Source organism: Arthrobacter sp. TS-15 (assembly GCF_006964045.1).
In the GTDB taxonomy this organism is placed as follows: domain Bacteria; phylum Actinomycetota; class Actinomycetes; order Actinomycetales; family Micrococcaceae; genus Arthrobacter.
The window spans coordinates 26,389-49,190 of record NZ_SDXQ01000043.1 but is presented as its reverse complement, the minus strand read 5'-3'; the positions used below and the strand labels follow the sequence as shown (position 1 = coordinate 49,190).

General features: G+C 61.8%; 26 protein-coding genes. 17 read left to right on the top strand and 9 right to left on the bottom strand.

Annotated elements, in window-relative coordinates; genetic code table 11:
- The first annotated feature begins 21 nt into the window (after positions 1 to 21).
- The 6 genes from EU811_RS17665 to EU811_RS17640 all read left to right on the top strand — a co-directional run bounded on the left by EU811_RS17665 (position 22) and on the right by EU811_RS17640 (position 5,774).
- Entirely contained in the window at positions 22 to 1,140 is a 1,119-nt protein-coding gene (locus tag EU811_RS17665) for a histidinol-phosphate transaminase (protein WP_142939622.1), read from the top strand.
- A gap of 47 nt (positions 1,141 to 1,187) precedes the next feature.
- Positions 1,188 to 1,814: an imidazoleglycerol-phosphate dehydratase HisB gene (hisB, locus tag EU811_RS17660; protein WP_142939621.1), complete on the top strand. Its 627-nt coding sequence runs from the start codon at positions 1,188 to 1,190 to the stop codon at positions 1,812 to 1,814.
- Complete coding sequence (gene hisH, locus EU811_RS17655) at positions 1,811 to 2,554, top strand: imidazole glycerol phosphate synthase subunit HisH (protein WP_142939620.1); 744 nt, start codon at positions 1,811 to 1,813, stop codon at positions 2,552 to 2,554. The genes hisB and hisH overlap by 4 nt, the downstream gene beginning before the upstream one ends.
- A 209-nt stretch (positions 2,555 to 2,763) precedes the next feature.
- Positions 2,764 to 3,507, top strand: a complete 744-nt coding sequence (gene priA / locus EU811_RS17650; RefSeq protein WP_142939619.1) for a bifunctional 1-(5-phosphoribosyl)-5-((5-phosphoribosylamino)methylideneamino)imidazole-4-carboxamide isomerase/phosphoribosylanthranilate isomerase PriA — start codon at positions 2,764 to 2,766, stop codon at positions 3,505 to 3,507.
- Positions 3,507 to 4,418, top strand: a complete 912-nt coding sequence (locus tag EU811_RS17645) for an SseB family protein (protein ID WP_142939618.1) — start codon at positions 3,507 to 3,509, stop codon at positions 4,416 to 4,418. The genes priA and EU811_RS17645 overlap by 1 nt, the downstream gene beginning before the upstream one ends.
- Positions 4,419 to 4,469: 51 nt before the next feature.
- Positions 4,470 to 5,774 carry an MFS transporter gene (locus EU811_RS17640; protein WP_142939617.1) on the top strand — a complete coding sequence of 435 codons (1,305 nt, stop codon included), beginning with the start codon at positions 4,470 to 4,472 and terminating at the stop codon, positions 5,772 to 5,774.
- Between the two features lie 74 nt (positions 5,775 to 5,848).
- Here EU811_RS17640 and EU811_RS17635 read toward each other — a convergent pair whose 3' ends face one another.
- Positions 5,849 to 6,247, bottom strand: a complete 399-nt coding sequence (locus EU811_RS17635) for a DUF1844 domain-containing protein (RefSeq protein ID WP_142939616.1) — start codon at positions 6,245 to 6,247, stop codon at positions 5,849 to 5,851.
- Between the two features lie 394 nt (positions 6,248 to 6,641).
- Between EU811_RS17635 and infC the strand changes: the two genes are divergently transcribed.
- From infC to EU811_RS17615, 4 genes are all read left to right on the top strand, one after another.
- Entirely contained in the window at positions 6,642 to 7,679 is a 1,038-nt protein-coding gene (gene infC / locus EU811_RS17630; protein ID WP_238703447.1) for a translation initiation factor IF-3, read from the top strand.
- A 117-nt stretch (positions 7,680 to 7,796) separates the two neighbouring features.
- On the top strand, positions 7,797 to 7,991 hold the full coding sequence (gene rpmI / locus EU811_RS17625) for a 50S ribosomal protein L35 (RefSeq protein ID WP_011774324.1): 195 nt from the start codon (positions 7,797 to 7,799) through the stop codon (positions 7,989 to 7,991).
- Positions 7,992 to 8,110: 119 nt separating this feature from the next.
- The gene (rplT, locus tag EU811_RS17620; RefSeq protein WP_142939614.1) at positions 8,111 to 8,794 is read left to right on the top strand and encodes a 50S ribosomal protein L20, sunset domain variant; all 684 of its coding nucleotides are present in this window, start codon (positions 8,111 to 8,113) and stop codon (positions 8,792 to 8,794) included.
- A gap of 26 nt (positions 8,795 to 8,820) precedes the next feature.
- Positions 8,821 to 9,732 (top strand): TrmH family RNA methyltransferase, encoded by a 912-nt coding sequence (locus EU811_RS17615; protein WP_142939613.1) that lies wholly within the window; start codon positions 8,821 to 8,823, stop codon positions 9,730 to 9,732.
- A 131-nt stretch (positions 9,733 to 9,863) separates the two neighbouring features.
- On the opposite strand, the gene EU811_RS17610 is transcribed toward EU811_RS17615, so the two are convergent.
- The gene (locus EU811_RS17610; protein ID WP_142939612.1) at positions 9,864 to 11,108 is read right to left on the bottom strand and encodes an MFS transporter; all 1,245 of its coding nucleotides are present in this window, start codon (positions 11,106 to 11,108) and stop codon (positions 9,864 to 9,866) included.
- Positions 11,109 to 11,242: 134 nt separating this feature from the next.
- On the opposite strand from EU811_RS17610, the gene EU811_RS17605 reads away from it, so the two are divergent.
- On the top strand, positions 11,243 to 11,677 hold the full coding sequence (locus EU811_RS17605; protein WP_142939611.1) for a (deoxy)nucleoside triphosphate pyrophosphohydrolase: 435 nt from the start codon (positions 11,243 to 11,245) through the stop codon (positions 11,675 to 11,677).
- 10 nt (positions 11,678 to 11,687) lie between these two features.
- Here EU811_RS17605 and EU811_RS17600 read toward each other — a convergent pair whose 3' ends face one another.
- Positions 11,688 to 12,779 carry an Rv2578c family radical SAM protein gene (locus EU811_RS17600; RefSeq protein WP_142939610.1) on the bottom strand — a complete coding sequence of 364 codons (1,092 nt, stop codon included), beginning with the start codon at positions 12,777 to 12,779 and terminating at the stop codon, positions 11,688 to 11,690.
- Positions 12,780 to 12,870: 91 nt separating this feature from the next.
- On the opposite strand from EU811_RS17600, the gene pcp reads away from it, so the two are divergent.
- Positions 12,871 to 13,512 (top strand): pyroglutamyl-peptidase I, encoded by a 642-nt coding sequence (gene pcp / locus EU811_RS17595; RefSeq protein WP_142939609.1) that lies wholly within the window; start codon positions 12,871 to 12,873, stop codon positions 13,510 to 13,512.
- Here pcp and EU811_RS17590 read toward each other — a convergent pair.
- Together EU811_RS17590 and EU811_RS17585 are read right to left on the bottom strand one after the other, a co-directional pair.
- Complete coding sequence (locus tag EU811_RS17590) at positions 13,509 to 14,138, bottom strand: SIMPL domain-containing protein (RefSeq protein ID WP_142939608.1); 630 nt, start codon at positions 14,136 to 14,138, stop codon at positions 13,509 to 13,511. The genes pcp and EU811_RS17590 overlap by 4 nt on opposite strands.
- Entirely contained in the window at positions 14,135 to 14,587 is a 453-nt protein-coding gene (locus EU811_RS17585; RefSeq protein ID WP_142939607.1) for a hypothetical protein, read from the bottom strand. Before EU811_RS17585 ends, EU811_RS17590 begins: the two co-directional genes overlap by 4 nt.
- Positions 14,588 to 14,688: 101 nt before the next feature.
- Between EU811_RS17585 and EU811_RS17580 the strand changes: the two genes are divergently transcribed.
- The 4 genes from EU811_RS17580 (at position 14,689) to EU811_RS17565 (ending at position 20,497) form a co-directional block, all read left to right on the top strand.
- Positions 14,689 to 15,636: an LppM family (lipo)protein gene (locus EU811_RS17580; RefSeq protein ID WP_142939606.1), complete on the top strand. Its 948-nt coding sequence runs from the start codon at positions 14,689 to 14,691 to the stop codon at positions 15,634 to 15,636.
- Positions 15,637 to 15,839: 203 nt separating this feature from the next.
- Entirely contained in the window at positions 15,840 to 16,901 is a 1,062-nt protein-coding gene (gene pheS, locus EU811_RS17575) for a phenylalanine--tRNA ligase subunit alpha (protein ID WP_142939605.1), read from the top strand.
- 2 nt (positions 16,902 to 16,903) lie between these two features.
- Complete coding sequence (gene pheT / locus EU811_RS17570) at positions 16,904 to 19,447, top strand: phenylalanine--tRNA ligase subunit beta (protein WP_142939604.1); 2,544 nt, start codon at positions 16,904 to 16,906, stop codon at positions 19,445 to 19,447.
- A gap of 183 nt (positions 19,448 to 19,630) precedes the next feature.
- Entirely contained in the window at positions 19,631 to 20,497 is an 867-nt protein-coding gene (locus EU811_RS17565; RefSeq protein WP_142939603.1) for a trypsin-like serine peptidase, read from the top strand.
- Positions 20,498 to 20,704: 207 nt separating this feature from the next.
- On the opposite strand, the gene EU811_RS23560 is transcribed toward EU811_RS17565, so the two are convergent.
- The gene (locus EU811_RS23560; RefSeq protein ID WP_160147658.1) at positions 20,705 to 20,851 is read right to left on the bottom strand and encodes a hypothetical protein; all 147 of its coding nucleotides are present in this window, start codon (positions 20,849 to 20,851) and stop codon (positions 20,705 to 20,707) included.
- Between the two features lie 130 nt (positions 20,852 to 20,981).
- On the opposite strand from EU811_RS23560, the gene EU811_RS17560 reads away from it, so the two are divergent.
- Complete coding sequence (locus tag EU811_RS17560) at positions 20,982 to 21,281, top strand: DUF4193 domain-containing protein (RefSeq protein ID WP_142939602.1); 300 nt, start codon at positions 20,982 to 20,984, stop codon at positions 21,279 to 21,281.
- 193 nt (positions 21,282 to 21,474) lie between these two features.
- On the opposite strand, the gene EU811_RS17555 is transcribed toward EU811_RS17560, so the two are convergent.
- From EU811_RS17555 to EU811_RS17545, 3 genes are all read right to left on the bottom strand, one after another.
- On the bottom strand, positions 21,475 to 21,690 hold the full coding sequence (locus EU811_RS17555) for a hypothetical protein (RefSeq protein WP_142939601.1): 216 nt from the start codon (positions 21,688 to 21,690) through the stop codon (positions 21,475 to 21,477).
- A 291-nt stretch (positions 21,691 to 21,981) separates the two neighbouring features.
- On the bottom strand, positions 21,982 to 22,395 hold the full coding sequence (locus EU811_RS17550) for a colicin immunity domain-containing protein (protein ID WP_160147657.1): 414 nt from the start codon (positions 22,393 to 22,395) through the stop codon (positions 21,982 to 21,984).
- Between the two features lie 48 nt (positions 22,396 to 22,443).
- A complete protein-coding gene (locus EU811_RS17545; RefSeq protein WP_142939599.1) occupies positions 22,444 to 22,665 on the bottom strand; it encodes a hypothetical protein in 222 nt (73 codons plus the stop codon).
- Positions 22,666 to 22,802: the final 137 nt, after the last annotated feature.

Genomic DNA, 22,802 nt, shown 5'->3' with positions numbered 1-22,802 from the left:
GCCGCCCCTTAAACTGGGTTGGTGAGTGACCAGCTTGAGCGACTTGACCGACTTCCCCTTCGGACCAACCTGCGTGGATTGAGCCCCTATGGCGCACCGCAGCTCGATGTCCCGATCCTGCTCAACGTCAACGAAAACACTCATGGCGTCCCCGCAGATGTCCAAGCCGCCATCACTGAGGCCGTGGCCGCTGCGGCCACCGGGCTGAACCGCTATCCGGACCGGGAGTTCACCGAACTTCGTGAAGCCTTGGCCGAGTACCTTGGCCACGGGCTTTCCCCGGACAACATCTGGGCGGCCAACGGATCCAACGAGGTCCTGCAGCAGATCCTCCAAGCCTTTGGTGGACCCGGCCGCAAGGCATTGGGCTTTCCTCCCACGTACTCCATGTACCCCCTGCTCGCGAGTGGCACTGACACCGAGTATGTCCGCGGAGTCCGCGCGGACGACTACGGGCTGGACGCCGAATCGGCCGCTGCTCAGGTCCGGGAAACGGGCGCCAACATCGTTTTCCTGTGCTCGCCCAACAACCCCACAGGTACGGGCTTGGGATTGGACGTGGTGGAGGCTGTTTACGAGGCCGGCGAAGCCAGCCAGGCCATGGTGATCGTGGATGAGGCCTACCACGAGTTCGCACACGACAACACGCCGAGCGCCCTGACCCTGTTGCCCGGACGCGAGCGTCTGATCGTCTCGCGCACCATGAGCAAAGCATTCGCTTTGGCGGGCGCCAGGCTCGGATACATGGCGTCAGCCCCGGAAGTCACGGACGCCATCAGGCTGGTCCGTCTCCCATACCACCTCTCTGCCGTGACGCAGGCAACGGCCCTCGCTGCGCTGAATCACCGCGAAGCCCTCATGGCCGACGTCGAGGACATCAAGGTCCAGCGCGACAGGATTGTGACTGAACTGCTCCGCATGGGCCTCCAGCCTGCTGCTTCGGACTCCAACTACGTCTTCTTTGGGGGACTGGAGGATCCACACACTATCTGGCAGGGCCTGCTGGACGCCGGCGTGTTGATTCGCGACGTCGGTATCCCGGGGCATTTGCGTGTCACCGCTGGAACCGAGCCGGAAACTACTGCGTTCCTGGAGGCCTTGGAAGCCCTGCTGGACGGCACCGCGCCGCACCACGCCTAAACTTGTTCCTAGACCTAACCCACCCCTCCGTGTATAAGGATGTCCCAATGAGCGAAACCGGCGCCGCGCCGACCGCTGCCCGCACCGCGCGCATGGAGCGCACCACCAGTGAGTCTTCGGTCCTGGTGGAGATTAACCTGGATGGTTCAGGCGTCTCGGATATCAGCACTTCGGTTCCGTTCTACGACCACATGCTGACGGCTCTGTGCAAGCATTCCCTGATTGACATGACCGTCAAAGCTACTGGCGACACCCACATTGACGCCCACCATACGGTGGAAGACGTCGCCATTACCTTCGGCGAGGTCCTCCGAACGGCACTGGGCAATAAAGCCGGTATTCGTCGCTTTGGTGAAGCCACGGTTCCTTTGGACGAAGCCTTGGCGCACGCCGTCGTTGATGTTTCCGGACGACCCTACCTGGTGCACGGTGGCGAGCCGGCCGGACAGGAATACCACCTGATCGGCGGACACTTCACGGGATCGTTGACCCGTCACGTTTTTGAAGCAATTACGCTTCACGCCGGAATCTGCCTCCACATGAACGTCCTGGCCGGCCGCGACCCCCACCACATCGTTGAGGCCCAGTTCAAAGCCTTTGCCCGCGCGTTGCGTGCAGCTGTTGAGTCCGATCCCCGTGTGGAGGGCATTCCCTCCACTAAGGGCGCACTATGAGCGGCCAGATTCTGAACAATGGAGCCGTGGCCGACGCCATAGCGTCCGTAAAGCCGGAGTCGCCTGAAGGCAAGCCAACCGTCACCGTGTTGGACTATGGATCGGGCAACGTTCGCTCTGCCGTCCGCGCCCTCGAACGTGCGGGCGCGCACGTGGTGTTGAGCTCCAAGCCTGAGGACGTGCTCAACGCTGATGGTCTGGTGGTGCCCGGAGTTGGTGCCTACGAGACCGTGATGAAGGAACTCAAGTCCGTTGATGCCATCCGCATGATCGGACGTCGGGTTGCCGGTGGCCGTCCTGTGCTGGCCATCTGCGTGGGTTTGCAGGTTCTCTTCGAAGCCGGAGTTGAGCACGGCACCGAGTCCGAAGGCATGGCTGAGTGGCCCGGCAAGGTTGAGCTCCTTCCCGCTCCAGTGGTGCCGCACATGGGTTGGAACACCGTGGACGTCCCCGAAGGCTCAAAGCTGTTCGAAGGTGTTGAACAGGAACGTTTCTATTTTGTGCACTCTTACGGAGTCCAGGAGTGGAACTTCGACGTCGTTCAGCCCCGTATGGCTCCTCCCATGGTGACGTGGTCCGAGCACGGTGCACGCTTCATTGCCGCAGTGGAAAACGGCCCGCTCTGCGCCACGCAGTTCCACCCGGAGAAGTCAGGGGATGCCGGGGCCCGGCTCCTGCGAAACTGGGTGGATAGCCTCCGTAAGCCCGCTTCGAAAGAATCCGGAAGCGGTGCCGCTTAGATGTGGTGGTCGGTATTACTTATGGGCCTCGCCGGCCTGCTGGTAGGTGGGGGGATCTCCTTCCATCAGCAGAAAAGGCCGCGTTGGGTTTCTATTTCTTTCTACGTGCTGGCAGGGATGTCCCTCCTGGCCGCCTATCTCCTGACGCTGGGAAACTGAACCAGTCGTTCAACTAGCCGCATCACCCTTTTCGAACTTCAAGGACACACATGACCTCCTCCGCCCAGTCCGTTCTGGAACTCCTGCCGGCCGTTGACATTGTTGACGGCCAAGCGGTCCGCCTCCTCCAAGGAGAAGCAGGCTCGGAAACCAGCTACGGGACCCCGCTGGAAGCAGCACTGAACTGGCAGAACGCCGGTGCCGAATGGGTGCACATGGTGGACCTCGATGCAGCTTTCGGACGTGGAGACAACGCCGCGCTCATCAGCGAGGTGGTGTCGCAGCTCGCCGTCAAGGTGGAGCTCTCCGGCGGACTGCGGGATGACGAGTCTCTTGAGCGTGCACTGGAACTGGGTGTCGCCCGCGTGAACCTTGGAACCGCGGCGTTGGAGAACCCCGAGTGGACCCGCCGTGCGATCGACCGCTTTGGTGACAAGATCGCCGTCGGCCTTGATGTCCGCGGCACAACGCTTGCCGGACGCGGTTGGACCAAGGAGGGCGGCGACCTCTGGGAGGTTCTTGCCCGCCTCGAGGATGCCGGCTGTGCGCGTTATGTAGTCACCGACGTCACCAAGGATGGAACTCTTCAGGGGCCGAACGTGGAACTTCTGCGCCAGATGGTTGAGAAGACCGGTAAGCCTGTGGTCGCCTCCGGCGGTATCTCCAGCCTGGAAGACCTCCGTGTCCTGCGCGAACTGGTCCCGCTGGGTGTTGAAGGTGCGATTGTTGGCAAGGCTCTCTACGCCGGTGCCTTTACTCTGCCCGAAGCACTGGACGTTGCCGGCCGCCGCTGATGCCTCATAACGCAGGTCGCCAGCACGGGGATCAAGGTCAGGCCAGGCGCGAGCTACCCGGCCACATCGCGGCTGCGTTGGCCGGCGCCGGGGGAGCTACGGACTCTGCAGGCCAGCCCTGGGCCGGTAGGAGCCTCAGCGGTGACGACGCCAAGATCCACAATTTTGAGGACGACGACGGCTCAGCGGACCCCGGGTACGTAGCCGCCGTCGCGGCTCTGATCAACGGAACCGGCAGCGAGGCAGACGTTGTGGCCTCCTTGGCGACGGCACGGGTTTTCGTTCCGGTAGTTGCTCAGTTGGCTGAAGAAGCAGAAGGCGTTGACGGCCTGCACGCTGACAAGCAAGCGGATATGGCTTTGGTCACACTGAAGGCTCCTGATGGCCGCACGGCCATGCCGGTCTTTACCTCCGCAGCCGCTCTCGAGGCATGGCACTCGGAGGCCCGGCCGGTTGCCGTTTACGCCGCGCGTGCGGCGCTTTCGGCGGTATCCGAGGGCGCGCAGCTGTTGGTGCTGGATCCCGGTTCCGACTTTGCCTTTGTTGTGCGGCGCCCGGCCGTGTGGGCCCTTGCCCAGCAGAAGGACTGGACGCCGTCATACCTTGATGATCAACTGGAGTCAGCTCTCGCTTCAACGGTCTCGGCCTTTCAAACGGTCCGGCGCCTTGAGACGCAACCCGGCGGCGGTGTTGCGTCGCTGACGGCCGATGGCCGCCAGGTCTCAGGAGGCGGTGCGGGGCCGGAACTACGCGTTGTTCTTTTCCTTGAGGATGGACTCGACGCCGTAGCAGTGCAAACTCTCGTTGCCCAATTGAACGAGGCGTGGGCGCAAATGGATTCCTTTGCCGAAAGCGTTGATTCCATGGAAGTAAAACTGCAGCGTGCAGCACAGGAGCCCACGCAGTATTAACGGCAGTACCGGTTCCCCGGGGCTGCCCTGGGGAACAAGAGGATTTAGCCAGTGAACTTCGCTCTCTATAAAGAGATGCTGTCCATCCGACCTGTCCGGCGTTTGCTGATAGTGGGCATGATTGCCCGCATTCCGCACTCGGCTGCTGGCGTGCTGCTCACGCTGCACATCGTGCTCACACTTGGCCAGGGTTATGCCGCCGCCGGTGCAGCAGCTGCTGTCATGACCATTGGCATTGCGCTGGGCGCTCCTTGGCGCGGCCGCCGCGTAGACATGGTGGGCCTCCGCAAGGCGCTGATCCCTTCAGTCGTGTCGGAGACTGTCATCTGGTCGATCGTCCCGCATGTTTCCTACGAGTGGTTGCTGCCGCTGGTGTTCGTCGGCGGCCTTTTCACGCTGCCGATCTTCAGTGTCGTCCGGCAGTCTCTGGGCGTCATGGTCGACGGCGAGCAGCGGCGTTCGGCGTTCGCCCTCGACTCCATCGCCACCGAGCTGGTCTTCATGATCGGGCCGGCTGTGGGGGCAATCGTCGCCACCAGCGGTTTTTCGGCTATTGGGCTCACGGCCGTGGGCGTCTCCGTGTCCGTGGCCGGGCTGTTCCTGATGTGGTTCAACCCGCCCACCCGCAGCGAAGCGGTCTGTACTCCGCAGGAGTCCGCGGACCGGGCTGCAGCTGACCTGGTTGCTGCCGAGGCAGCGATGGTGGCGTCAGCGCCTGCCCACGTCCAGGAGGCGGCGTCGGAAATGGCGTCGTCGACATCCCGAACTGCAGGCCTTAGAAATCGTGTGGCCAGGAACTTTACGTGGTTCACCGTCTCTGTTGCTGCACTCTTCACTGTTGCTGCGGGATCGGGCATGGTGTTGAGCGGTTCCGATGTCAGCATCGTGGGTCTGTTGGAACGCGGCGGGCACCAGAATGAAATCGGTATTGTGTTCTTCTTCTGGTGCGCCGCGTCGGTGGTTGGTGGCCTCATTTACGGGTCCATGAAGCGGTCCATCTCGCCCATGCTCCTGCTGTTGGGCATGGCCGCATTTACTATTCCGATGGGATTTGCCCAGGACACCTGGACTCTGGCGTTCCTCTCGCTCCTGCCTGGCCTGTTGTGCGCCCCGGTCTTGTCTGCCTCTTCCGAGAAGGTGGCTGACCTCGTTGAGGAAGAGCGCCGGGGTGAAGCCATGGGCTGGTACGGCTCCGCGCTGACCGCAGGAGTCGCGCTCGGCGCACCTCTGGCCGGAGTCTTCATCGACACCGTTGGACCGTCCGGCGGGTTCGCGGCCGTGGGAATCGCCGGCGTCGTCCTGTGTGCGGCGGGACTCGTCCTGACGTCCATGCGTCGCCGGGCAGCACGGGTCTGAAAAGCTCACCTGACGACGACGGCGGGTCGACCACCTGGTCGACCCGCCGTCGTAGTTTCTTGCCGTAGTTGGTGCTAGTTCACCGGTCCGGTGAACTTTTCGCCCGGGCCCTTGCCCGGTGCGTCGGGAATGAGTGACGCTTCCCGGAAGGCCAGTTGCAGTGAGCGCAGGCCATCGCGCAACGGACCTGCGTGCTGTGAACCGATCTCCGGGGCGGCTGCCGACACCAGGCCGGCGAGGGCGGTGATCAGCTTGCGGGCCTCGTCCAAGTCCTTGAGGTCCTCGGCATTGGGGTCATCTGCCAGGCCAACCTTGACGGCCGCCGCACTCATGAGGTGGACGGCGCCGGTAGTAATAACTTCCACGGCCGGAACTTCAGCGATGTCACGGATCTGCTGGGACACCCCGGCATCAACGGCGGGGGCGGCGTCTTCGCTATAGGAGTTACGGGAATTGCTGTCTTCAGTGCTCATACTGGTAAGCTTGTCACAGACCGACTGGAAGTCGTTATTCACAGGCAACATGCGCAATACATGCTCCCGCCTCACGCAATGTGCGCTTGGCGGGTTGTTTCTGTAGAATTGGTTTTCAGTTTGCAAGCGGAGTTCTCTCCCACCCGCGTCAGCCGCTCCCTTCGGGGACAGGATCCCTTTTCGGGACAAGAGGTTGCCGGGTACCTGGTCGGACGCTTTTGGAGGCACTGCCTCCGGATGCGTGTGCTTCCCTGGAGGAAGTGCTACCGATCTTCGAGGCCTTCGATTGCACCAGCAATTGGGGGCCTTCTCTATTTGCCGGTGACATCACCACAACCACAGGAGCTTTAACATTAGCGAGCCAAGAATCAATGAGCGTATCCGCGTCCCCGAGGTGCGGTTGGTCGGTCCTGCCGGCGAACAGGTAGGAATTGTCCGCATCGAGGACGCCCTGCGTCTTGCTGCCGAGTCCGATCTCGATCTCGTTGAAGTTGCCCCGCAGGCTAAGCCTCCTGTTTGCAAGTTGATGGACTTCGGTAAGTACAAGTACGAAGCCGCAGTGAAGGCCCGCGAGGCCCGCAAGAACCAGACCAACACGGTTCTGAAGGAAATCCGCTTCCGCCTGAAGATCGACAAGCACGACTACGAAACCAAGCGCGGACACGCACTTCGGTTCCTCGGTGCCGGCGACAAAGTGAAGGCCATGATCCAGTTCCGCGGCCGTGAGCAGCAACGCCCCGAGATGGGTATCCGCCTGCTGCAGCGCTTCGCTGAAGATGTTGCTGAGGTTGGCATCATCGAGTCCAGCCCGCGCATTGACGGACGCAACATGGTCATGGTGATCGGCCCCCTGAAGAACAAGGCTGAAGCCAAGGCTGAAGCGCGCCGCGCTACGCAGCGTGCTGAAGCCAAGGCGCAGAATGAAGCCAAGGCGTCCGGACGTGTTGACACCAAGGGCGAGCAGGCTCCGATGACTCAGAGCCTCGCTGACCTTCTGCCCGAGGGTTTCAAGGTCACCGAAGAGGAGACCACGCAGGAAGCGGCCGAAGCCCCCGAGGCCCAGGCATCGGTTACTGAAGAAGCTCCCGCTGCTGAGGAAGCAGCGGTTGCTGAAGAGGCCCCGGTTGCTGAAGAAGCACCTGCTCCGGATGTTGAAGAAGCACCCGTAGTGGAGGCGCCTGCAGTAAAGGCAGCGCCGGCACCGGCCAAAGCAGCTCCCGCCAAGGCAGCACCGGCACCTGCGAAGGCAGCCCCCGCCGCCAAGGCTGCACCAGCTGAAGCAGCTCCGAAGCCAGTGGTTCCGGCGGCCGCCCCGAAGCCCGCAGTTCCTTCGGCTCCGAAGCCCGTCGCCAAGCCGGCAGCTCCCAAGCCGGCAGCTCGGCCCGCAGCTCCCAAGGCTGCGCCCAAGCCAGCATCACGCAAGACCAACTAGTTCAACGCCGTGGAGGCTCCGCCTCCATCGGCAAGCAACCAGCACGCCGACCCTCGTAGGCCGGCTGCACGATAGAATCGCGGACTTGTCCGTGGATACGTAAGGAGATCGGTTCCCATGCCGAAGATGAAGACCCACAGCGGTGCTAAGAAGCGCTTCAAGCTGACCGGTACCGGCAAGCTGAAGCGTCAGCAGGCCAACCGCCGTCACTACCTGGAGCACAAGTCCTCCAGGCTGACCCGTCGCCTCGCCGGCGACAAGCTCGTCTTCAAGGGCGACGCCAAGGTCATCAAGAAGATGCTCGGCGTCTAAGTTCCAAGTTCTTTGGTTACTGCCATCCGGCAGGGACCGACTACACCAAAAGCCTTCTCAGGCCGGCCGGGTTTCCGGCAGTAGCAGCTTGGGATAAAGATTTCTGAAGGAGTACGCACGTGGCACGTGTGAAGCGGGCGGTAAACGCCCACAAGAAGCGCAGGGTTGTCCTCGAACGCGCAAAGGGTTACCGCGGTCAGCGTTCGCGCCTTTACCGTAAGGCCAAAGAGCAGCTGCTGCACTCGTTTGTGTACAGCTACGGTGACCGCCGCAAGAAGAAGGGCGATTTCCGTCGCCTCTGGATCCAGCGCATCAACGCTGCATCCCGCGCCAACGGCCTCACCTACAACCGTCTGATCCAGGGCCTCAAGGCCGCTGAGGTCGAGGTTGACCGCCGCATGCTGGCCGAGCTGGCTGTCTCCGACGCCAACGCTTTCGCCGCTCTGGTAAACATCGCCAAGGCAGCACTTCCGGCTGACACGTCCGCTCCGGCCGCTGCTGCTGCTCCCAAGGCTGCTGCTCCCAAGGCTGCCAAGGTTGCTCCGGCTGCTGCCACTGCAACCGCTGTCAAGGCTGTCGTTTCCGAGAAGCCGGCCATCGACGGCGCAGTTGCTGCTGATGGCGACGAGGCTCCGGAAGGCTACGCCATCAAGGGCAACGCTGAGTCCAAGAAGTACCACGTTCCGGGTTCCACCTGGTACAACACCACCGCTGCTGAATACTGGTTCTCCACGGTTGAGGCTGCAAAGGCTGCCGGCTTTGAGCCTGCAGGCGGAGAAGCCCGCCAGCAGATCAAGAACTAGTCGCAACTGCCACTAAAGTTCTTTATATGAACGAAACCGGGCGCCCGCAAGACTTTCCGATGACCAACCCCCGAGCTGATCGGGTGAGGGACGTCGCCAAGCTTGCCGGGCGCCCGGCCCGTTTAAAGCGCGGTCGTTTCCTTGCAGAAGGACCGCAAGCGGTGCGTGAGGCGTTGACCTTGCACCGTGAGCGCACCGCGGCCGGAGGTCCCGCCGTCGTGCATGAAGTTTTTGCCAGTGAAGCGTGCTTGGAGCGCCTTCCTGAGCTTGCCGACCTCGCACAGGGAACCCTGCTCCGGCTTGCCAGTGACGAAGTCCTTGCGGCCATGGCTGACACTGTAAACCCCCAGGGCATTGTTGCCGTGTGCAGCTTCGTGGATGTCAGCCTTGAGTCGGTACTCGACGCCGGTCCCCGCCTGATCGCGGTGATGTGCCAGGTGCGCGACCCCGGCAACGCCGGAACTGTGCTGCGCGCGGCCGATGCTGCCGGCGCCGATGCTGTTGTCCTCACCGGCTCGAGCGTGGACATCTACAACCCCAAAGCTGTCCGCTCTACTGCGGGTTCCCTCTTCCACCTGCCGGTTGTACTCGGCGCCGATGTTGACCAGCTCGTAGCGCAGTGCCGGGAGCGCGGGATCGGCATTCTGGCCGCTGATGGCTATGGATCCGTCAACCTGGACCAGCTGCAGGACGAGAATGCGGCGCGGAGACTCGGGAATGATTCCGTAGCTTCGGACTATGCCCTCGAGTCTCCTACGGCATGGCTTTTCGGTAACGAGGCACAGGGGTTGTCGGACGCCGAGCTCGCACTGGCTGATCACCGGGTGGCCGTACCCGTCTACGGGGCAGCTGAAAGCTTGAACTTGGGCACGGCCGCCACCGTGTGCCTTTACGCCAGTGCGCGTTCCCAGCAGAGCGCCAGGGCGGGGAATGTGTAAACAGCTCTAGGCTTTGACCACGTAGATTTAACGCAAAAGATGGGCTCCGCTACGGCGGAGCCCATCTTTTTGTTCCTGCGCTTTGTCTCGTCGCTAGGTGTTGGGCGGCGCGTCGGTTCCGTGGCGCCTGATCAGGGGCGCGTCGGTTCCGCGGCGTCTGTAGGCGGGGACGTGACCAGAGGCTTTCTGCGCTCCAGCAGGCCGCTGAGCAAAGCTACTCCAAGGCCGAGGATGGCCAGCACAGCGCCCACCAACGCCGGAGCAACGTAGCCCCAACCCCAGGCAATAACAGTTCCGCCAAGGAACGCGCCGAGAGCATTGGCGATGTTAAGGGCTGAGTGATTCAGAGAGGATGCCAACGATGCCGCGCCAGGTGCAGCGTCCAGGAGTCGGGTCTGCAGGGCAGGGGTCAGCATGGAGCCGATGCCGCCCACTACGAACGCCATGATGAAAGCGGCCCAAGCCCAGTGCGCAGCGATGGCGTAAACCACCAGCGCTACGGCGATTCCCGGCATGACCCAGTAAATGGTGCCCATCACGGACTTGTCGGCAAGGCGTCCGCCAAAGATATTGCCCACCACCATGCCTAGTCCGTAGAGGGCCACGACGGCGGGGATCAGGTTTTCGGGTATTCCAGCCACGGATGTCATGGTGTGTGCGATGTATGTGTACACGGCAAAGAAGCCGCCAAATCCAATGACGCCGATCAGCAATGCCAGCCAAACCTGAAGCCGCTTGAGTGCTCCGAGCTCGCGCCGAATGCTCGCCTCCGGGTGGGCTGCTTCGAAGGGGACGAACTTCCACACCATGGCAACGGTCAAGAGTCCGATTGCGCCGACAATGACAAAGAGCAGCCGCCAGCCGAAGGTCTGACCCACCCACGTGGCCACAGGGACGCCGATGACGTTGGAGACCGTGAGTCCTGCCATCACCATGGAGATTGCCCATCCCCTCTTGGTAGGGGCGACGAGGCCGGCAGCGATGACGGCTGCCACTCCGAAGAAGGCTCCGTGGGGAAGGCCCGAAGCAAAGCGCGAGAGCAGCATGAAGCCGTAGTCGGGTGCGATGAAAGACGTCAGGTTCGCCACGGACAGGAACAGCATGAGCCCCAGGGCAAGGTGCTTTCGGGGGAGCTTTGCCCCGAACGCTGCGAAGACGGGAGCGCCAATGACCACACCCAGGGCGTAAGCCGAGATGAGGTTGCCGGCCTCGGGGGTGCTGATGCCCAGCCCTTCCTCGATCTCCTTCAACAGGCCCATCATGGCGAACTCGGTGGTTCCGATGGCGAATCCGCCCATGGCCAGGGCCAGGATTGCCAGGCCAAGGTGGTTCCTTGCTGCTTTGGCGGTGGCGGACGGGGACACGGTGGTAGTCATAAGCCTGCTTCTTGAGGGTGCCTTGTGGGCTGGGGAATGCGGAGAAAAATCCGATAACAAGTTTAGTCCCGGGCCAGTGACTTGGGGCCGGTTTGTGACGATGCCCATGGTCCGGACCACCATAGACTGTTGCGGTGACTGGATTGATAAATGTCGTGGGCGCCGCCGTCGTCGACTCCCTGGAGGCCCCGACCCGCCTGCTGGCCGCACGCCGCACGGCACCACCCCAGTTTGCAGGGATGTGGGAATTTCCGGGTGGCAAGGTGGAAACCGGAGAAACAGCGGAGGATGCCCTGCACCGGGAGCTCGCCGAAGAACTGGGAGTTCAAGTGAACCTGGGACCGGAGCTGGAGTCCGGCAACATCGTCGGGTGGACGCTCAACGAGCGCGCTGCCATGCGGGTGTGGTTTGCCGAACTGACAGCGGGGGAGCCGCGGCCCCTGGAAGATCACGATGAACTGCGCTGGGTGTCGTTGGCTGACAGTGACCAACTACTCGGTCTTCCGTGGATACCGGCGGACCTGCCCATAGTCCGGGCCTTGCTGGACAGGGTTGCCGCTCCAGCGTGAGAACAAACGCTTAGAAGAGCGGCTGTTGCCCCGGGAGGGGAGCACTGACTCGCGCGGGGGCCGCTGTGGGACCGGAAGCGCCGCGGGCATTCCGATGGCTGAATCCAGACGTCCCAGTGAAGCCGTACTTCGCCTTGAAAAAGGTGATCCTTCCTGTGAGCCAGGTGCGGTACTCCTTGGAGGCATAGGATCCCTGGCCATAGAGCCGCCGGTACTTACCCACAAGTTGCGGATGCTGGGCGGCCAGCCATTGCATGTACCACTCGCGTGTTCCGGGCTTGAGGTACAAAGCGCCCGCGGTGACTCCGGTGGCTCCAGCCTTGGTCAGTTCAGTGAAGAGGGAGTCGAGTGCTTCGTCCGAGTCCGTGAGCCACGGGAGAATCGGCATGGCCATAACGCCGCATCCTAGGCCGGCGTCTCGAAGGCGGGCGATGAGCTTCAAGCGCGCCCTGGGAGAAGGAGTGCCGGGCTCGATCAGTGCAGCCAGATCTTCGTTGGTCATGGCCAGAGAGATGCCCAGGTCCACAGGCACTTGCGTAGCTGCGTGCTTGAGCAGCGGAATGTCCCGCGCCAGCAGTGTGCCTTTGGTCAGAATGGAGAATGGTGTTCCTGAATCGGCAAGGGCTCGGATGATTCCTGGCATGAGGGCGTAGCGGCCTTCTGCGCGCTGGTAGGGGTCTGTGTTGGTACCCAGGGCCACTTGCGGACGTTGCCAGGAGGGTCTAGCCAGTTCTTTGCGGAGAACTTCGGCGGCGTTGATTTTGACCACCACTTGCGAATCGAAATCCCGGCCGGCGTCGAATTCCAAGTACGTGTGGCTCTTGCGGGCAAAGCAGTACACGCAGGCATGGCTGCAACCGCGGTACGGATTAACGGTCCACTCAAACGGCATGTTGGATCCGGTTGGCACCTTGTTGAGCACTGACTTTGCGGTGACCTCATGGAAGGTGACGCCCGAGAACTCGGGTGTTGAGATGGAACGCACAAGCCCGGCCAGTGGCAACAAGGCGTCCAGTGCCGGGGCAGGGCCCGGAGCCTGAGTGTCACTGGTTTCTGACGCCGGTCCACGCGAAGGTGACAATGCTTGTGCGTCCCATCTCATGGACTCTATTCGAAGGTATGTTCGAATGAATGTCAAGGCCTTGAGACCAATGACCGGATCACAGGGGCTGGCGCATTGCTAAGGTTGGCCCATGATTCTGCTGACCGGCTTCGAACCTTTTGCTGAGGACACTGTGAATCCTTCGTGGCTGGCAGCGCGGCGGGCGAGGGAGTTGCTCGCCGCGGAAGGCATCACCGTTGAAGCGGTGGAGCTGCCGTGCGTCTTTGGCGAGTCGGCAAAGGTTCTCACCGACGCCATAGCCCGTCTGAACCCTGACATTGTGGTCTGCACTGGCCTTGCCGGAGGCCGTGGACGGATTTCCCTGGAACGCGTCGCGATCAATTGCGATGACGCCCGGATACCGGACAACAAAGGCCAGCGCCCCATTGATGAAGAGGTCGTCCCGGGCGGGCCTGCGGCATACTTCTCCAGCTTGCCCATAAAAGCTGCGCTCCGAAACCTCCAGATCGCGGGAATCAAGGGAGAAGTCTCACAATCTGCCGGCACCTACGTGTGCAACCACATCTTCTATGCGCTGATGCACTCGTTGGCAGCCAAGCCCGGTATCCGCGGCGGATTCGTCCACGTCCCCTATCTGCCGGAGCAGCTTCCGGAAGGCAGCGCAACGCCGTCCATGCCGTTGGAGACGATGGCAGAAGGAATCGCCGATATTGTCAGGACTGCCCTGCACACGCAGGCCGATGTGAAATATTCGGCCGGGGCTATCCGCTAAACAAGCTCCCATTCAACCCGGATGCTCGCCGAAACCGAGGACTCTCCAGCTTCCACGGGCATGGACTCCGCAGTGAAGGATGCCCTCACCATTCCACCCAAGGGTATGGGGCCGCCGTGCAGCGGCTCCTGGGAGATGGAGACCACCTTCCCAAGCCGGGACGAAGCCAGCGATGCGTACTGTTCGGCTCGGGCCACAGCATCCTGCCACGCCGCCTCCTGCGCCTGGGCAGTGACGGAAGAAGAATCTGCAAAGCCTTGTTCTATCCCGTTAATCCGGATCTCGTCTCCGCCGGCAGCAACAGCGGCAGCGATCGCAGCTGGAGTGTCCGCCTGGGAACGGATGCCCACCTGCAGATCGGTGGAAGCCACGTAGGCTGTCACTTTCTGACCTTGCCCCTCCGCCCAGACAAGGTCTGCGCGAAGGTTCAATCCGCTCGTTCGAAGATCCACGGCGGAAACACCCGCACCCCGCAAACTGGCTGCAACAGCGTTGGCCGTCTTGCCGGCGTCGTCATAGGCTTCAGCGGCCGTGCCGCGGCGCGTTTCCACACCGAGCGTCAAGGTCACCAAATCCGGAACAGCCTTCGCGCTCGCGGTTCCCGTGACAGTGATGGTTCGGTTCATGCTTCGGCCTCGATTCGCTGGCCCGCAGGGCTGCCCTGCCGGCGGGGGTGAGTGTCAACGTAGCCGCCAGCTGCAAGGCCGGCCTGCCGTTCAAAGAAATTCCTCGACGCCGGATTCCCGCTTCGAAGCATGGACCAACCAGCGGCGATGCCGTAAAGGGCCAGGAAGGGAAGGCCGAGACAGTACGCGTACTGGGTACTGTGCCGTTCCTCATGGCCCAAGAGCACTGTGTTGCTTCCGGCCACGCCCTGCGGCGCCCGGTACAAGATGACGTTGCCCAGGGTAAAAGCGCCGGCGTGTGGGAGTTTCCAGTGATATCCGGCAGCGATCAGAAGCCCGCGGGGGCCGCTGGACACGGCACACCGGGACGCAGCTGCCACCACCACTCCCAACGGCGTGGAGAGGTTGAGGACGTTTGCGATCTGCCGTACGCGCTGCGCGGGAGTCATGAAGCCATGCTAACCCGGTGGTGTATGGCGCGGCACGGGTGGCGGAGATACGCTGATCGGGCACCCGCCGGTGCCGCACTCACATTGGGGGAAGAGGGAAAATGAACGCGAAGCGCGCCGTGGGCGTCGTCGGTGTATTGATCGCACTCATGCTGGCATTGACAGGTTGCGTCAAGATCAACATGTCCGTGAAGGTCAACAATGAAAAGAGCGTGGACTACGAGGTGGTCTACGCCATCCAAAAATCCGTGCTGGGAGATAAGTCCTTCGACGAATTCATGGAGTCGAACGGTACAGGGGGCCAAGGCATGGACGTCCCCGACGGTGCCACCGTGGTGGATTACGAGGATGAGAAGTACAAAGGCAAGCGGATCACCGCTGCCAACCTGGACCCAGCCAAGCTGGCGGAGTCATCCAGCTCCGAGAGCCCCTTCGAACTGAAAAGGGACGGGGACTTCTACGTCATCTCCATGGGCGGAGTGACCGGCGGTGAAAGCGGCGACTCCTCATCATCCGCCATGGCGAAGTCCATGTTCGACGAAGCGTCTGTGAAATTCACTTTCCCGGGCAAAGTGGTGGAGGCTAAAGGTGCCACAGTTGATGGCAACACGGCCACGTTTGACATGCTTTCGGTCAATGAGTCAGTGGTCCAAGCCAAGGCAGAGGCCAACGCTGGAATTCCGATGTGGATCATCTGGATCCTCGTGGCAGTCCTTGTCATTGCCGCCGCGCTTGTCCTTCTGTTCGTCCTGTTGCGCAAGAGGTCTTCCCGGCAGGAACCGGCGCTCGCCGGTGCAGCTCCGTACGGACAGCCGGGTTATGCAGCCCAGCCGGGTTATCAGGCACAGCAGGGCCATCCGGTCCAGCCGGGCCAGGAGGGCTACCAGTCCCAGCCCCAACCGCCGGCCCAGCGCCCCCAGCAGGACTGGGCAGGGCAAGGTTACAGTCCGGGTGCGCCGGCTCAGCAGCCCGCCCCACCGCCGGGCCAAACGCACGACGACGGCCCGGTACCTCCGCCGCCGCCGGCACCGCCCGCTTCCGGCGCCTAGGCGCTGCCGGATTTCTGGGACAGCTACTGCCCCTCAGCGGTTCCCGCCGGGTCATGGGCTGTACAAATTCGCGGCGGTTAAATCCCGACTGTGAGGTTCAACTAGACTGAAGGGTAGTGCCTGCCGTCCGCGGCGAGCACTACCCTTTCGTTTTGCAGGCCTGCCTTGCCAGGCCGTTCCCTACTCGTAGCTAAGAACAGTAGATGACTGACACTTTGCCAGGCGCTGCCATCCCGAATCCGCTGGATGAAGCCGCCATCACCGCCGCCGTCGAGGACGCCATTGCTGCTATTGCGGCTGCTTCCTCCCTTGAAGAACTCAAGGCTGTCCGCCTCGCCCACACCGGTGAGAAGTCGCCGCTGAGCTTGGCCAACCGTGAAATCGGTGGCCTCGCCAAGGAACACAAGGCTGCCGCCGGCAAGCTCATGGGTTCATCCCGTGGCCGGGTCAACCAGGCGCTCGCAGCCCGGACCCAGGTTCTCGAAGCCGAGAACGACGCCCGCATTCTGGTGGAGGAAACTGTGGATGTCACGGCGGGTCCGCGTCGTCGGCGTGCCGGTGCACGGCACCCACTGTCCACGCTGCAGGATCGCGTCTCGGACATCTTTGTTGGCATGGGTTGGGAAATCGCCGAAGGCCCCGAGGTGGAGTCCGAGTGGTTCAACTTTGATGCCCTGAACTTCAAGCCGGACCACCCGGCGCGCGAAATGCAGGACACGTTCTTCGTGGAGCCACCCGAAGCCCACTTGCTGATGCGCACGCACACGTCCCCGGTGCAGGTTCGTTCCATGCTGGAACGCGAAGTGCCCATCTATGTTCTGTGCCCGGGCAAGGTGTTCCGCACCGATGAACTCGATGCCACGCACACGCCTGTCTTCCACCAGTTCGAAGGGCTGGCGATCGACAAGAACCTCAGCATGGCGGACCTCCGTGGAACGCTGGAGCACTTCGCCCGCCAGATGTTCGGCGACGACGCCTCCATCCGCCTGCGGCCCAACTACTTCCCGTTCACCGAGCCGTCCGCGGAGCTCGACATCTGGCACCCGGGTGCCAAGGGCGGTCCGCGGTGGATCGAGTGGGGCGGCTGCGGCATGGTCAACCCCAACGTCCTCCGGGCAGCCGGCATCGATCCGGACATCTATTCAGGTTTTGCCTTCGGTATGGGCATAGAGCGCACGCTCATGTTCCGCAATGAGGTCGGCGATATGCGCGACATGATCGAAGGCGACGTACGTTTCAGCGAGCACTTCGGGATGGAGATCTAACAGTGCGTATCCCACTTTCCTGGCTGCGTGAATTCGCGCAGGTTCCGGCCGATGCAACGGCCGAAGACGTCATGGCTGACCTGGTCAAGGTTGGTTTCGAAGAAGAAGAAGTCCACCGTCCCACGGATGAGCTGACGGGTCCCGTTGTGGTTGGCCAGGTTCTGAGCCTGGTCAAGGAGCCGCAGACCAATGGCAAGACCATCAACTGGTGCCAGGTCCGCGTGGTTCCCGAGGGCCAGGAGCAGACCCTTACCGGCGAGGGCATTGATCCTTCCGGCGTGCAGGGCATCATTTGCGGTGCCCACAACTTTGTTGAGGGCGACAAGGTTGTTGTCACCCTGCCGGGCGCCGTTCTGCCCGGAAACTTCCAGATCTCGGCGCGGAAGACCTACGGTCACCTGTCCGCGGGCATGATCGCTTCCGTCCGTGAGCTGGGTATCGGCGATGATCACGACGGCATCCTGGTGCTCTCGCGCATCGGACTGGACCCGGAAATCGGCTCAGACGCGATGGAACTGCTGGGTCTGTACGACCAAGCAGCCGAAATCAACGTCACCCCGGACCGCGGGTATGCCTTCTCCATCCGCGGTGTGGCCCGCGAGTACGCCCACGCTACCGGAACGTCGTTCACGGACCCCGCGTCCAAGGTCAACGCACCGGCTTCCCTGCAGGGCGGCTACGGCGTCAAGCTCAACGACGACGCGCCCATCTACGGCAAGCCCGGCTGCGACCGCTTCGTGGCCCGAACAGTCCGTGGCGTGGATGCTTCCCGTCCCACACCGCCGTGGATGTCCTCCCGCCTTCGCCTGGCCGGGGTCCGCTCCATCTCTCTACCGGTGGATATTTCCAACTACGTCATGCTGGAGCTTGGTCAGCCGAATCACTGCTATGACCTCGATAAGCTTGCCGGCGACATCGTGGTTCGTCGTGCGGTGGCCGGTGAGAAGATCACCACCCTCGATGACAAAGAGCGCACGCTCGACGTCGAGGACCTCCTGATCACTGACGACTCCGGCGCCATCGGCATTGCAGGCGTCATGGGCGGTGCCCACACTGAGGTGTCCGATTCCACCACGAACATCCTGGTGGAAGCCGCGCACTTCGATGAGGTCTCCATCGCCCGGTCCCGTCGCCGGCACAAGCTGCCGTCCGAAGCTTCCAAGCGCTTCGAGCGCGGTGTTGATTGGCACGTTGCCAACATCGCTGCGCAGCGCGTCGTTGACCTCTTGGTGGAACTTGCCGGGGGTACGGCAGACGAGGCCGGGACCGACGTCGGAACCCCTCCTGAGGCTGTCACCATTGAACTGCCCGCCGAGTTCGCCGCCGCCCGGATCGGCATCGATTTCACCGAAGAGCAGATCACCACATCCTTGGTGGACCTGGGTGCAACTGTGGAGAAGACGTCGTCGGGTTACGTTGTGACCGCTCCGAGCTGGCGCAATGACCTCGAAACCAAGGAAGACCTCTCCGAGGAAATCGCCCGGCTGGTGGGCTACGACAACATCCCTTCAACGCTTCCGGTGGCGCCTCCGGGCCGTGGTTTGAGCCGCAGCCAGCAGCAAAAGCGCCGGGTAGTCCAGGCTTTGGCTGATGCAGGACTCACAGAGGTGTTGTCCTACCCGTTTGTCTCCAAGGCCGCCAACGACACCTTTGGCGTTCCAGCTGAAGGTGAAGCCCGGCCGGCCCTCAAGCTGGCGAACCCCATTAGCGAGGAACAGGGATACCTCCGGACGTCCATCCTGCCGGGCCTTATAGAGGTTGCCCGCCGCAACCACTCACGTGGTTTCCGCGATTTGGCTGTGTACGAGGCAGGTTTGGTGTTCCTCCCGGGCGAAACCCTGGGCACGGATTCCATCCCGCCGCTGGGCGTCAAGCCTTCCGATGAGGTTCTGGATGCACTGTACGACGGCGTCCCGCACCAGCCATTGCACATCGCCGCTATCCTGACCGGACATGATTCACCGGCCGCTGCGACGCACACGCCTCGGGCGTGGGATTGGGCCGACGCACTGGACGTCGCCCGTCTCATGGGTGACGTTTTGGGTGTTGAACTGGTGATCAGCCAGGGCAGCCACCAAGCGTTCCACCCTGGCCGCGCCGCTCAGCTCTCGCTGCGCAACGGCGACGTAGTGGGCTACGCCGGCGAGCTCCACCCGAAGTTGCTGGCTGCGCACGACATGCCTGCCCGCTCCGTGGCGCTTGAGGTGAATGTGGAAGCGTTGTTCGAAGCTGCTGCTGACGTGATCGTGGCCAAGCACATCTCCGGATTCCCTGTTGCGACGCAGGACGTCGCCTTGGTTGTCCCGCAGGACGCGCCGGCAGACCAGGTTCTGGCAGCGCTGCGTGAAGGCGCAGGCCAGCTCCTCGAAGACGTTGCGCTGTTCGATGTCTACGCGGGTCCCGGCATTGAGGAGGGCAAGAAGTCGCTCGCCTTTGGCCTGCGTTTCCGCGCCGATGACCGTACTCTGACTGCGGATGAGGCATCCGAAGCCCGCGCTGCAGCCGTTGCTGTTGCAGCCGAGCGCTTCGGAGCTGTGCAGCGCTGATATTGCTCGCGATTGATCATCCCCGGAACCATATGGTTCCGGGGATTTTCTTTTATCGAGATTGAACTCCCAGCATCTTGACAGACTATTCATGCGTGTATGACAGTTTTGTCATGCACATGTGAAACATGTGTATCACATCCCTCGCACGGTTCCATAAGAGCCGTCCTTTGAAAGGTACCCATGAAGAAGCAGAACGTTGCTTTGCTTGTCGGGGCAGCAGTAATGGTCCTGACGTCCTCGTTTGGTGGAGCTGCAGTGGCGTCAGGGTCGACGCCCCAAGTAACCGCTGCCGAGGTTCAGCCCGTAGGGCACACGGTGGACAAGACGAAGACGTCGGGCTCAGCCGCATCCCCTCTGGCCGACAAGTACACCATTGCCGCACCCACCAAGAATGGCGGCGCTTCCACGGACTCAGTCATCGGCGCCGATGGCCGGGTAAGAATCACCAACACCACGGCAGCCCCCAATCGCTCCATCGTGCAGATTGAGTTCAACGGCGGCTACATCTGCTCCGGCGCGCTGATCTCCGATGACACCGTGCTGACGGCTGGACACTGTGTCCATGAGGGCGGCACCGGCTCCGAGGCCGACTACTCCTGGGGCGTCAAAGTTGCCCCAGGCCGTAATGGTTCAACCGACCCCTACGGCACATGCGGTGCAACGGAGATCTTCACGGACCAGCGCTGGATCGACTCGGCGAACACCAACGCCGACTGGGGCGTCATCAAGCTCGACTGCACTATCGGCAACACCACCGGCTGGCTCAACTACACCGGTACCACCGCGAGCCTGAACGGCACCAGCACCACAGTGCGGGGATACCCGGGGGATAAGGCCTTTGGCACCATGTGGACCATGACCGGACCCATTGAGAGCACCACCACTGAGAAGGTCTTTTACAAGATGGACACCTACGGCGGACAAAGTGGCGCCCCTGTCTATAACAGCTCCAACACCATCGTGGCGATCCACACCAACGGTGGTAGCTCCAACTCAGGCACCCGCATCACGCCTACGCTGGCCAACTACCTGACCTCGGTGAAATAGCCCAGCTGAGTTAACCCGCCGACAAGTGTTCCCCGCAGTGTGATCCTGACTGCGGGGAACATTTGTGTCCCGTACGGGACGTGTCAGCGTCAGGCGACAGCTTTGCAGGGGCCAAAGCGTTCTAGAGGGAAAGGGCGTGTTGATTGGCCCGCAGGCCGCCTTTCCCTTAGCTGACCACATCCTTGGCCTAGGCATGACCCACCCCTGTTAGTAAAAATGCTTGGTTGTCTGGGCGTCATATCCGCTCAACGTGGCTTCCCATTCGCGGAAGCTGTCGAATGCGCTCAGGACCCTGCTGACTGCGGAATTCTCTGCTTCATCGGTAACAGCGCGGGCGTCGGTGAATGATGTCATACGGCGAATCTAGTGCAGGTTGGGCTTTGTGGTGGTGATGCGACTTCAGGGCCGCCTACCTCTAGGAATTTTCAAGCGATGGTGTAGGTTGCAGTCGAAGATCCCAAAGGTAGAGGAGAAAACGAACATAGTGGCAGCTGATTACGACGAGGTCCGGTCTGACGTCAAGGAATCCCAGGAGAGCTCGCTCGATGCCCTGAAGTCGGCCAATGCGCCTGACGCCCGCAGTGTCGTACTGGAGCTTGACCAAGCGGACGGCCTAGATCAAGAAGGCCCCGGTGGCGAGATTATCGCCGAAGAGTTGATCGTCCAGGTGATTCCGCCCGCGGCCGATGAGTTCACCTGCTTCTCGTGCTTCCTGGTCCGGCACCGCTCCCAGATGGCCCGTGAGAAGGACGGCCATGCGTACTGCGTGGAGTGCGAGGGATAACTGTTTCCGGACCAATTCAAGAGTTACCCCGGGGACGCCGTGCTCCGGGGTAGTTTCTACGAAGCTGCGGGCACAGCGTGACCGAGAGAGCGTTAGCCGAGCCTCCCCGACACTCATGGGGCAGCGTAAAAAAGGAACTCGTTTCCTTTGTCGCTGAAAACCTCACTGACACTGTGCCAGCGGCGGGTGCCGTTCAGACGTCATCAGTTCCAAGCAGCTCGAATGCTTCATCAACGAATATTCTGCTCATCTCTCCGTAGGGCTCCTGGCTGTAGTAGAGCTCGACCAGTTCTATGGACGGCAGATCAGCGACGATCTTTGCTGCTTCGATCCTCAGGTCCTCGTCGCTGGCCAAAGGGCTGATCAGTGCGGGACGAATACAGGGTCCTCGTCCACACGTGCCAGGCACACCCACAAGATACCCCCACGCGCCCCTGGCAGGACTTGGCGTTCCCTTCGAATTTCGTTGGCGGCAGCCACTCCGACCTTCTGGCCAACATTGGCCTCCAGGTCGCTGAGTATGTCGTGCGTGCATGTCCAGGGATGAGGCGAGGGTGCGCGCACCATCTGGTGACAATGTAGGTCTCCCAATGAGGTGCTTGACGCAGATTATCGTGTGACGGCATGCTTGCGATCCGACCATCTTCAAAGTCCTGGATCGCCTTGGGCACACCGGCCACAAGTCTGGCGTCGTAGGAGTTCATTTCGTCGCCAGTTTCCTGAGTTCGGCGAACGCCAGCGCTGCTCTGCTTCTTAGCTGGTTCGCATCGACGTCGTTGTCGCGAAGAATCGGATCCCGGTTGTAGTCATCGACCGCGTAGAAAAGCTGATCAAGAACCCTGTAGATTTCTTCGGGCCACTTGGTCGAGTCGCTCTTGTAGAGAGGAAGGAACAGAGTTTCAAATTCATCTGCGCTAATGCGGCTCTGGGCCAGCAACAGGAGCAACACCGCGTATGGCGCGACGCTGGGATCCCAGTCCCACCACCAAGGTGTCTTCGATTCAGAGATTTCCACGCTGACCACATTCCCCTCTTGTACTGGTGCCAACGTTGCTCTGACCTGACTGGAAGGCGCAACCGGAACATCGGTGGCAAGAGATTCAAGATCAGGCACGGGATCACTGTATGCCACGCTGCCAGAGTCGGTGGTTGTTTGCAGTGATTACGTCTCGACCACTTCATCGATTTCGTCCCACACGTCCGACAATCCACGCACAAGCATGAACGTGTCGAAGGTACCGAACTGCGTCAGGTTGGGTTCGATGCCCGGGGACCAAACCGCATCGCACTCGTCGCACAGTTGAAAGAGGTCACCGGTCTTCCTTACACGGTAAGTTTCGACGCGCCCCTGCTCGCATCTTGGGCATACTGTGTAGTCGCTCATCGTGACCATTGCTCTCCAAGCATGTCGTTCACGTCGGCTCTCCATAAAATCTGCGTCGTTCGGTTCTCCGGCAGCGTCGGTTGATCTTCCCGCGACTTCAAACCTTACTATTGAGCGTGACGTCAAGCGCCTGGCAC

Excerpts from the sequence above, each read along its gene's own strand:
- hisB (WP_142939621.1), top strand. The coding sequence starts at position 1,188 with ATGAGCGAAACCGGCGCCGCGCCGACCGCTGCCCGCACCGCGCGCATG.
- hisH (WP_142939620.1), top strand. The coding sequence starts at position 1,811 with ATGAGCGGCCAGATTCTGAACAATGGAGCCGTGGCCGACGCCATAGCG.
- priA (WP_142939619.1), top strand. The coding sequence starts at position 2,764 with ATGACCTCCTCCGCCCAGTCCGTTCTGGAACTCCTGCCGGCCGTTGAC.
- EU811_RS17645 (WP_142939618.1), top strand. The coding sequence starts at position 3,507 with ATGCCTCATAACGCAGGTCGCCAGCACGGGGATCAAGGTCAGGCCAGG.
- EU811_RS17635 (WP_142939616.1), bottom strand. The coding sequence starts at position 6,247 with ATGAGCACTGAAGACAGCAATTCCCGTAACTCCTATAGCGAAGACGCC.
- rpmI (WP_011774324.1), top strand. The coding sequence starts at position 7,797 with ATGCCGAAGATGAAGACCCACAGCGGTGCTAAGAAGCGCTTCAAGCTG.
- EU811_RS17615 (WP_142939613.1), top strand. The coding sequence starts at position 8,821 with ATGAACGAAACCGGGCGCCCGCAAGACTTTCCGATGACCAACCCCCGA.
- EU811_RS17610 (WP_142939612.1), bottom strand. The coding sequence starts at position 11,108 with ATGACTACCACCGTGTCCCCGTCCGCCACCGCCAAAGCAGCAAGGAAC.
- EU811_RS17600 (WP_142939610.1), bottom strand. The coding sequence starts at position 12,779 with ATGAGATGGGACGCACAAGCATTGTCACCTTCGCGTGGACCGGCGTCA.
- pcp (WP_142939609.1), top strand. The coding sequence starts at position 12,871 with ATGATTCTGCTGACCGGCTTCGAACCTTTTGCTGAGGACACTGTGAAT.
- EU811_RS17590 (WP_142939608.1), bottom strand. The coding sequence starts at position 14,138 with ATGAACCGAACCATCACTGTCACGGGAACCGCGAGCGCGAAGGCTGTT.
- EU811_RS17585 (WP_142939607.1), bottom strand. The coding sequence starts at position 14,587 with ATGACTCCCGCGCAGCGCGTACGGCAGATCGCAAACGTCCTCAACCTC.
- EU811_RS17580 (WP_142939606.1), top strand. The coding sequence starts at position 14,689 with ATGAACGCGAAGCGCGCCGTGGGCGTCGTCGGTGTATTGATCGCACTC.
- pheS (WP_142939605.1), top strand. The coding sequence starts at position 15,840 with ATGACTGACACTTTGCCAGGCGCTGCCATCCCGAATCCGCTGGATGAA.
- EU811_RS17565 (WP_142939603.1), top strand. The coding sequence starts at position 19,631 with ATGAAGAAGCAGAACGTTGCTTTGCTTGTCGGGGCAGCAGTAATGGTC.
- EU811_RS23560 (WP_160147658.1), bottom strand. The coding sequence starts at position 20,851 with ATGACATCATTCACCGACGCCCGCGCTGTTACCGATGAAGCAGAGAAT.
- EU811_RS17545 (WP_142939599.1), bottom strand. The coding sequence starts at position 22,665 with ATGAGCGACTACACAGTATGCCCAAGATGCGAGCAGGGGCGCGTCGAA.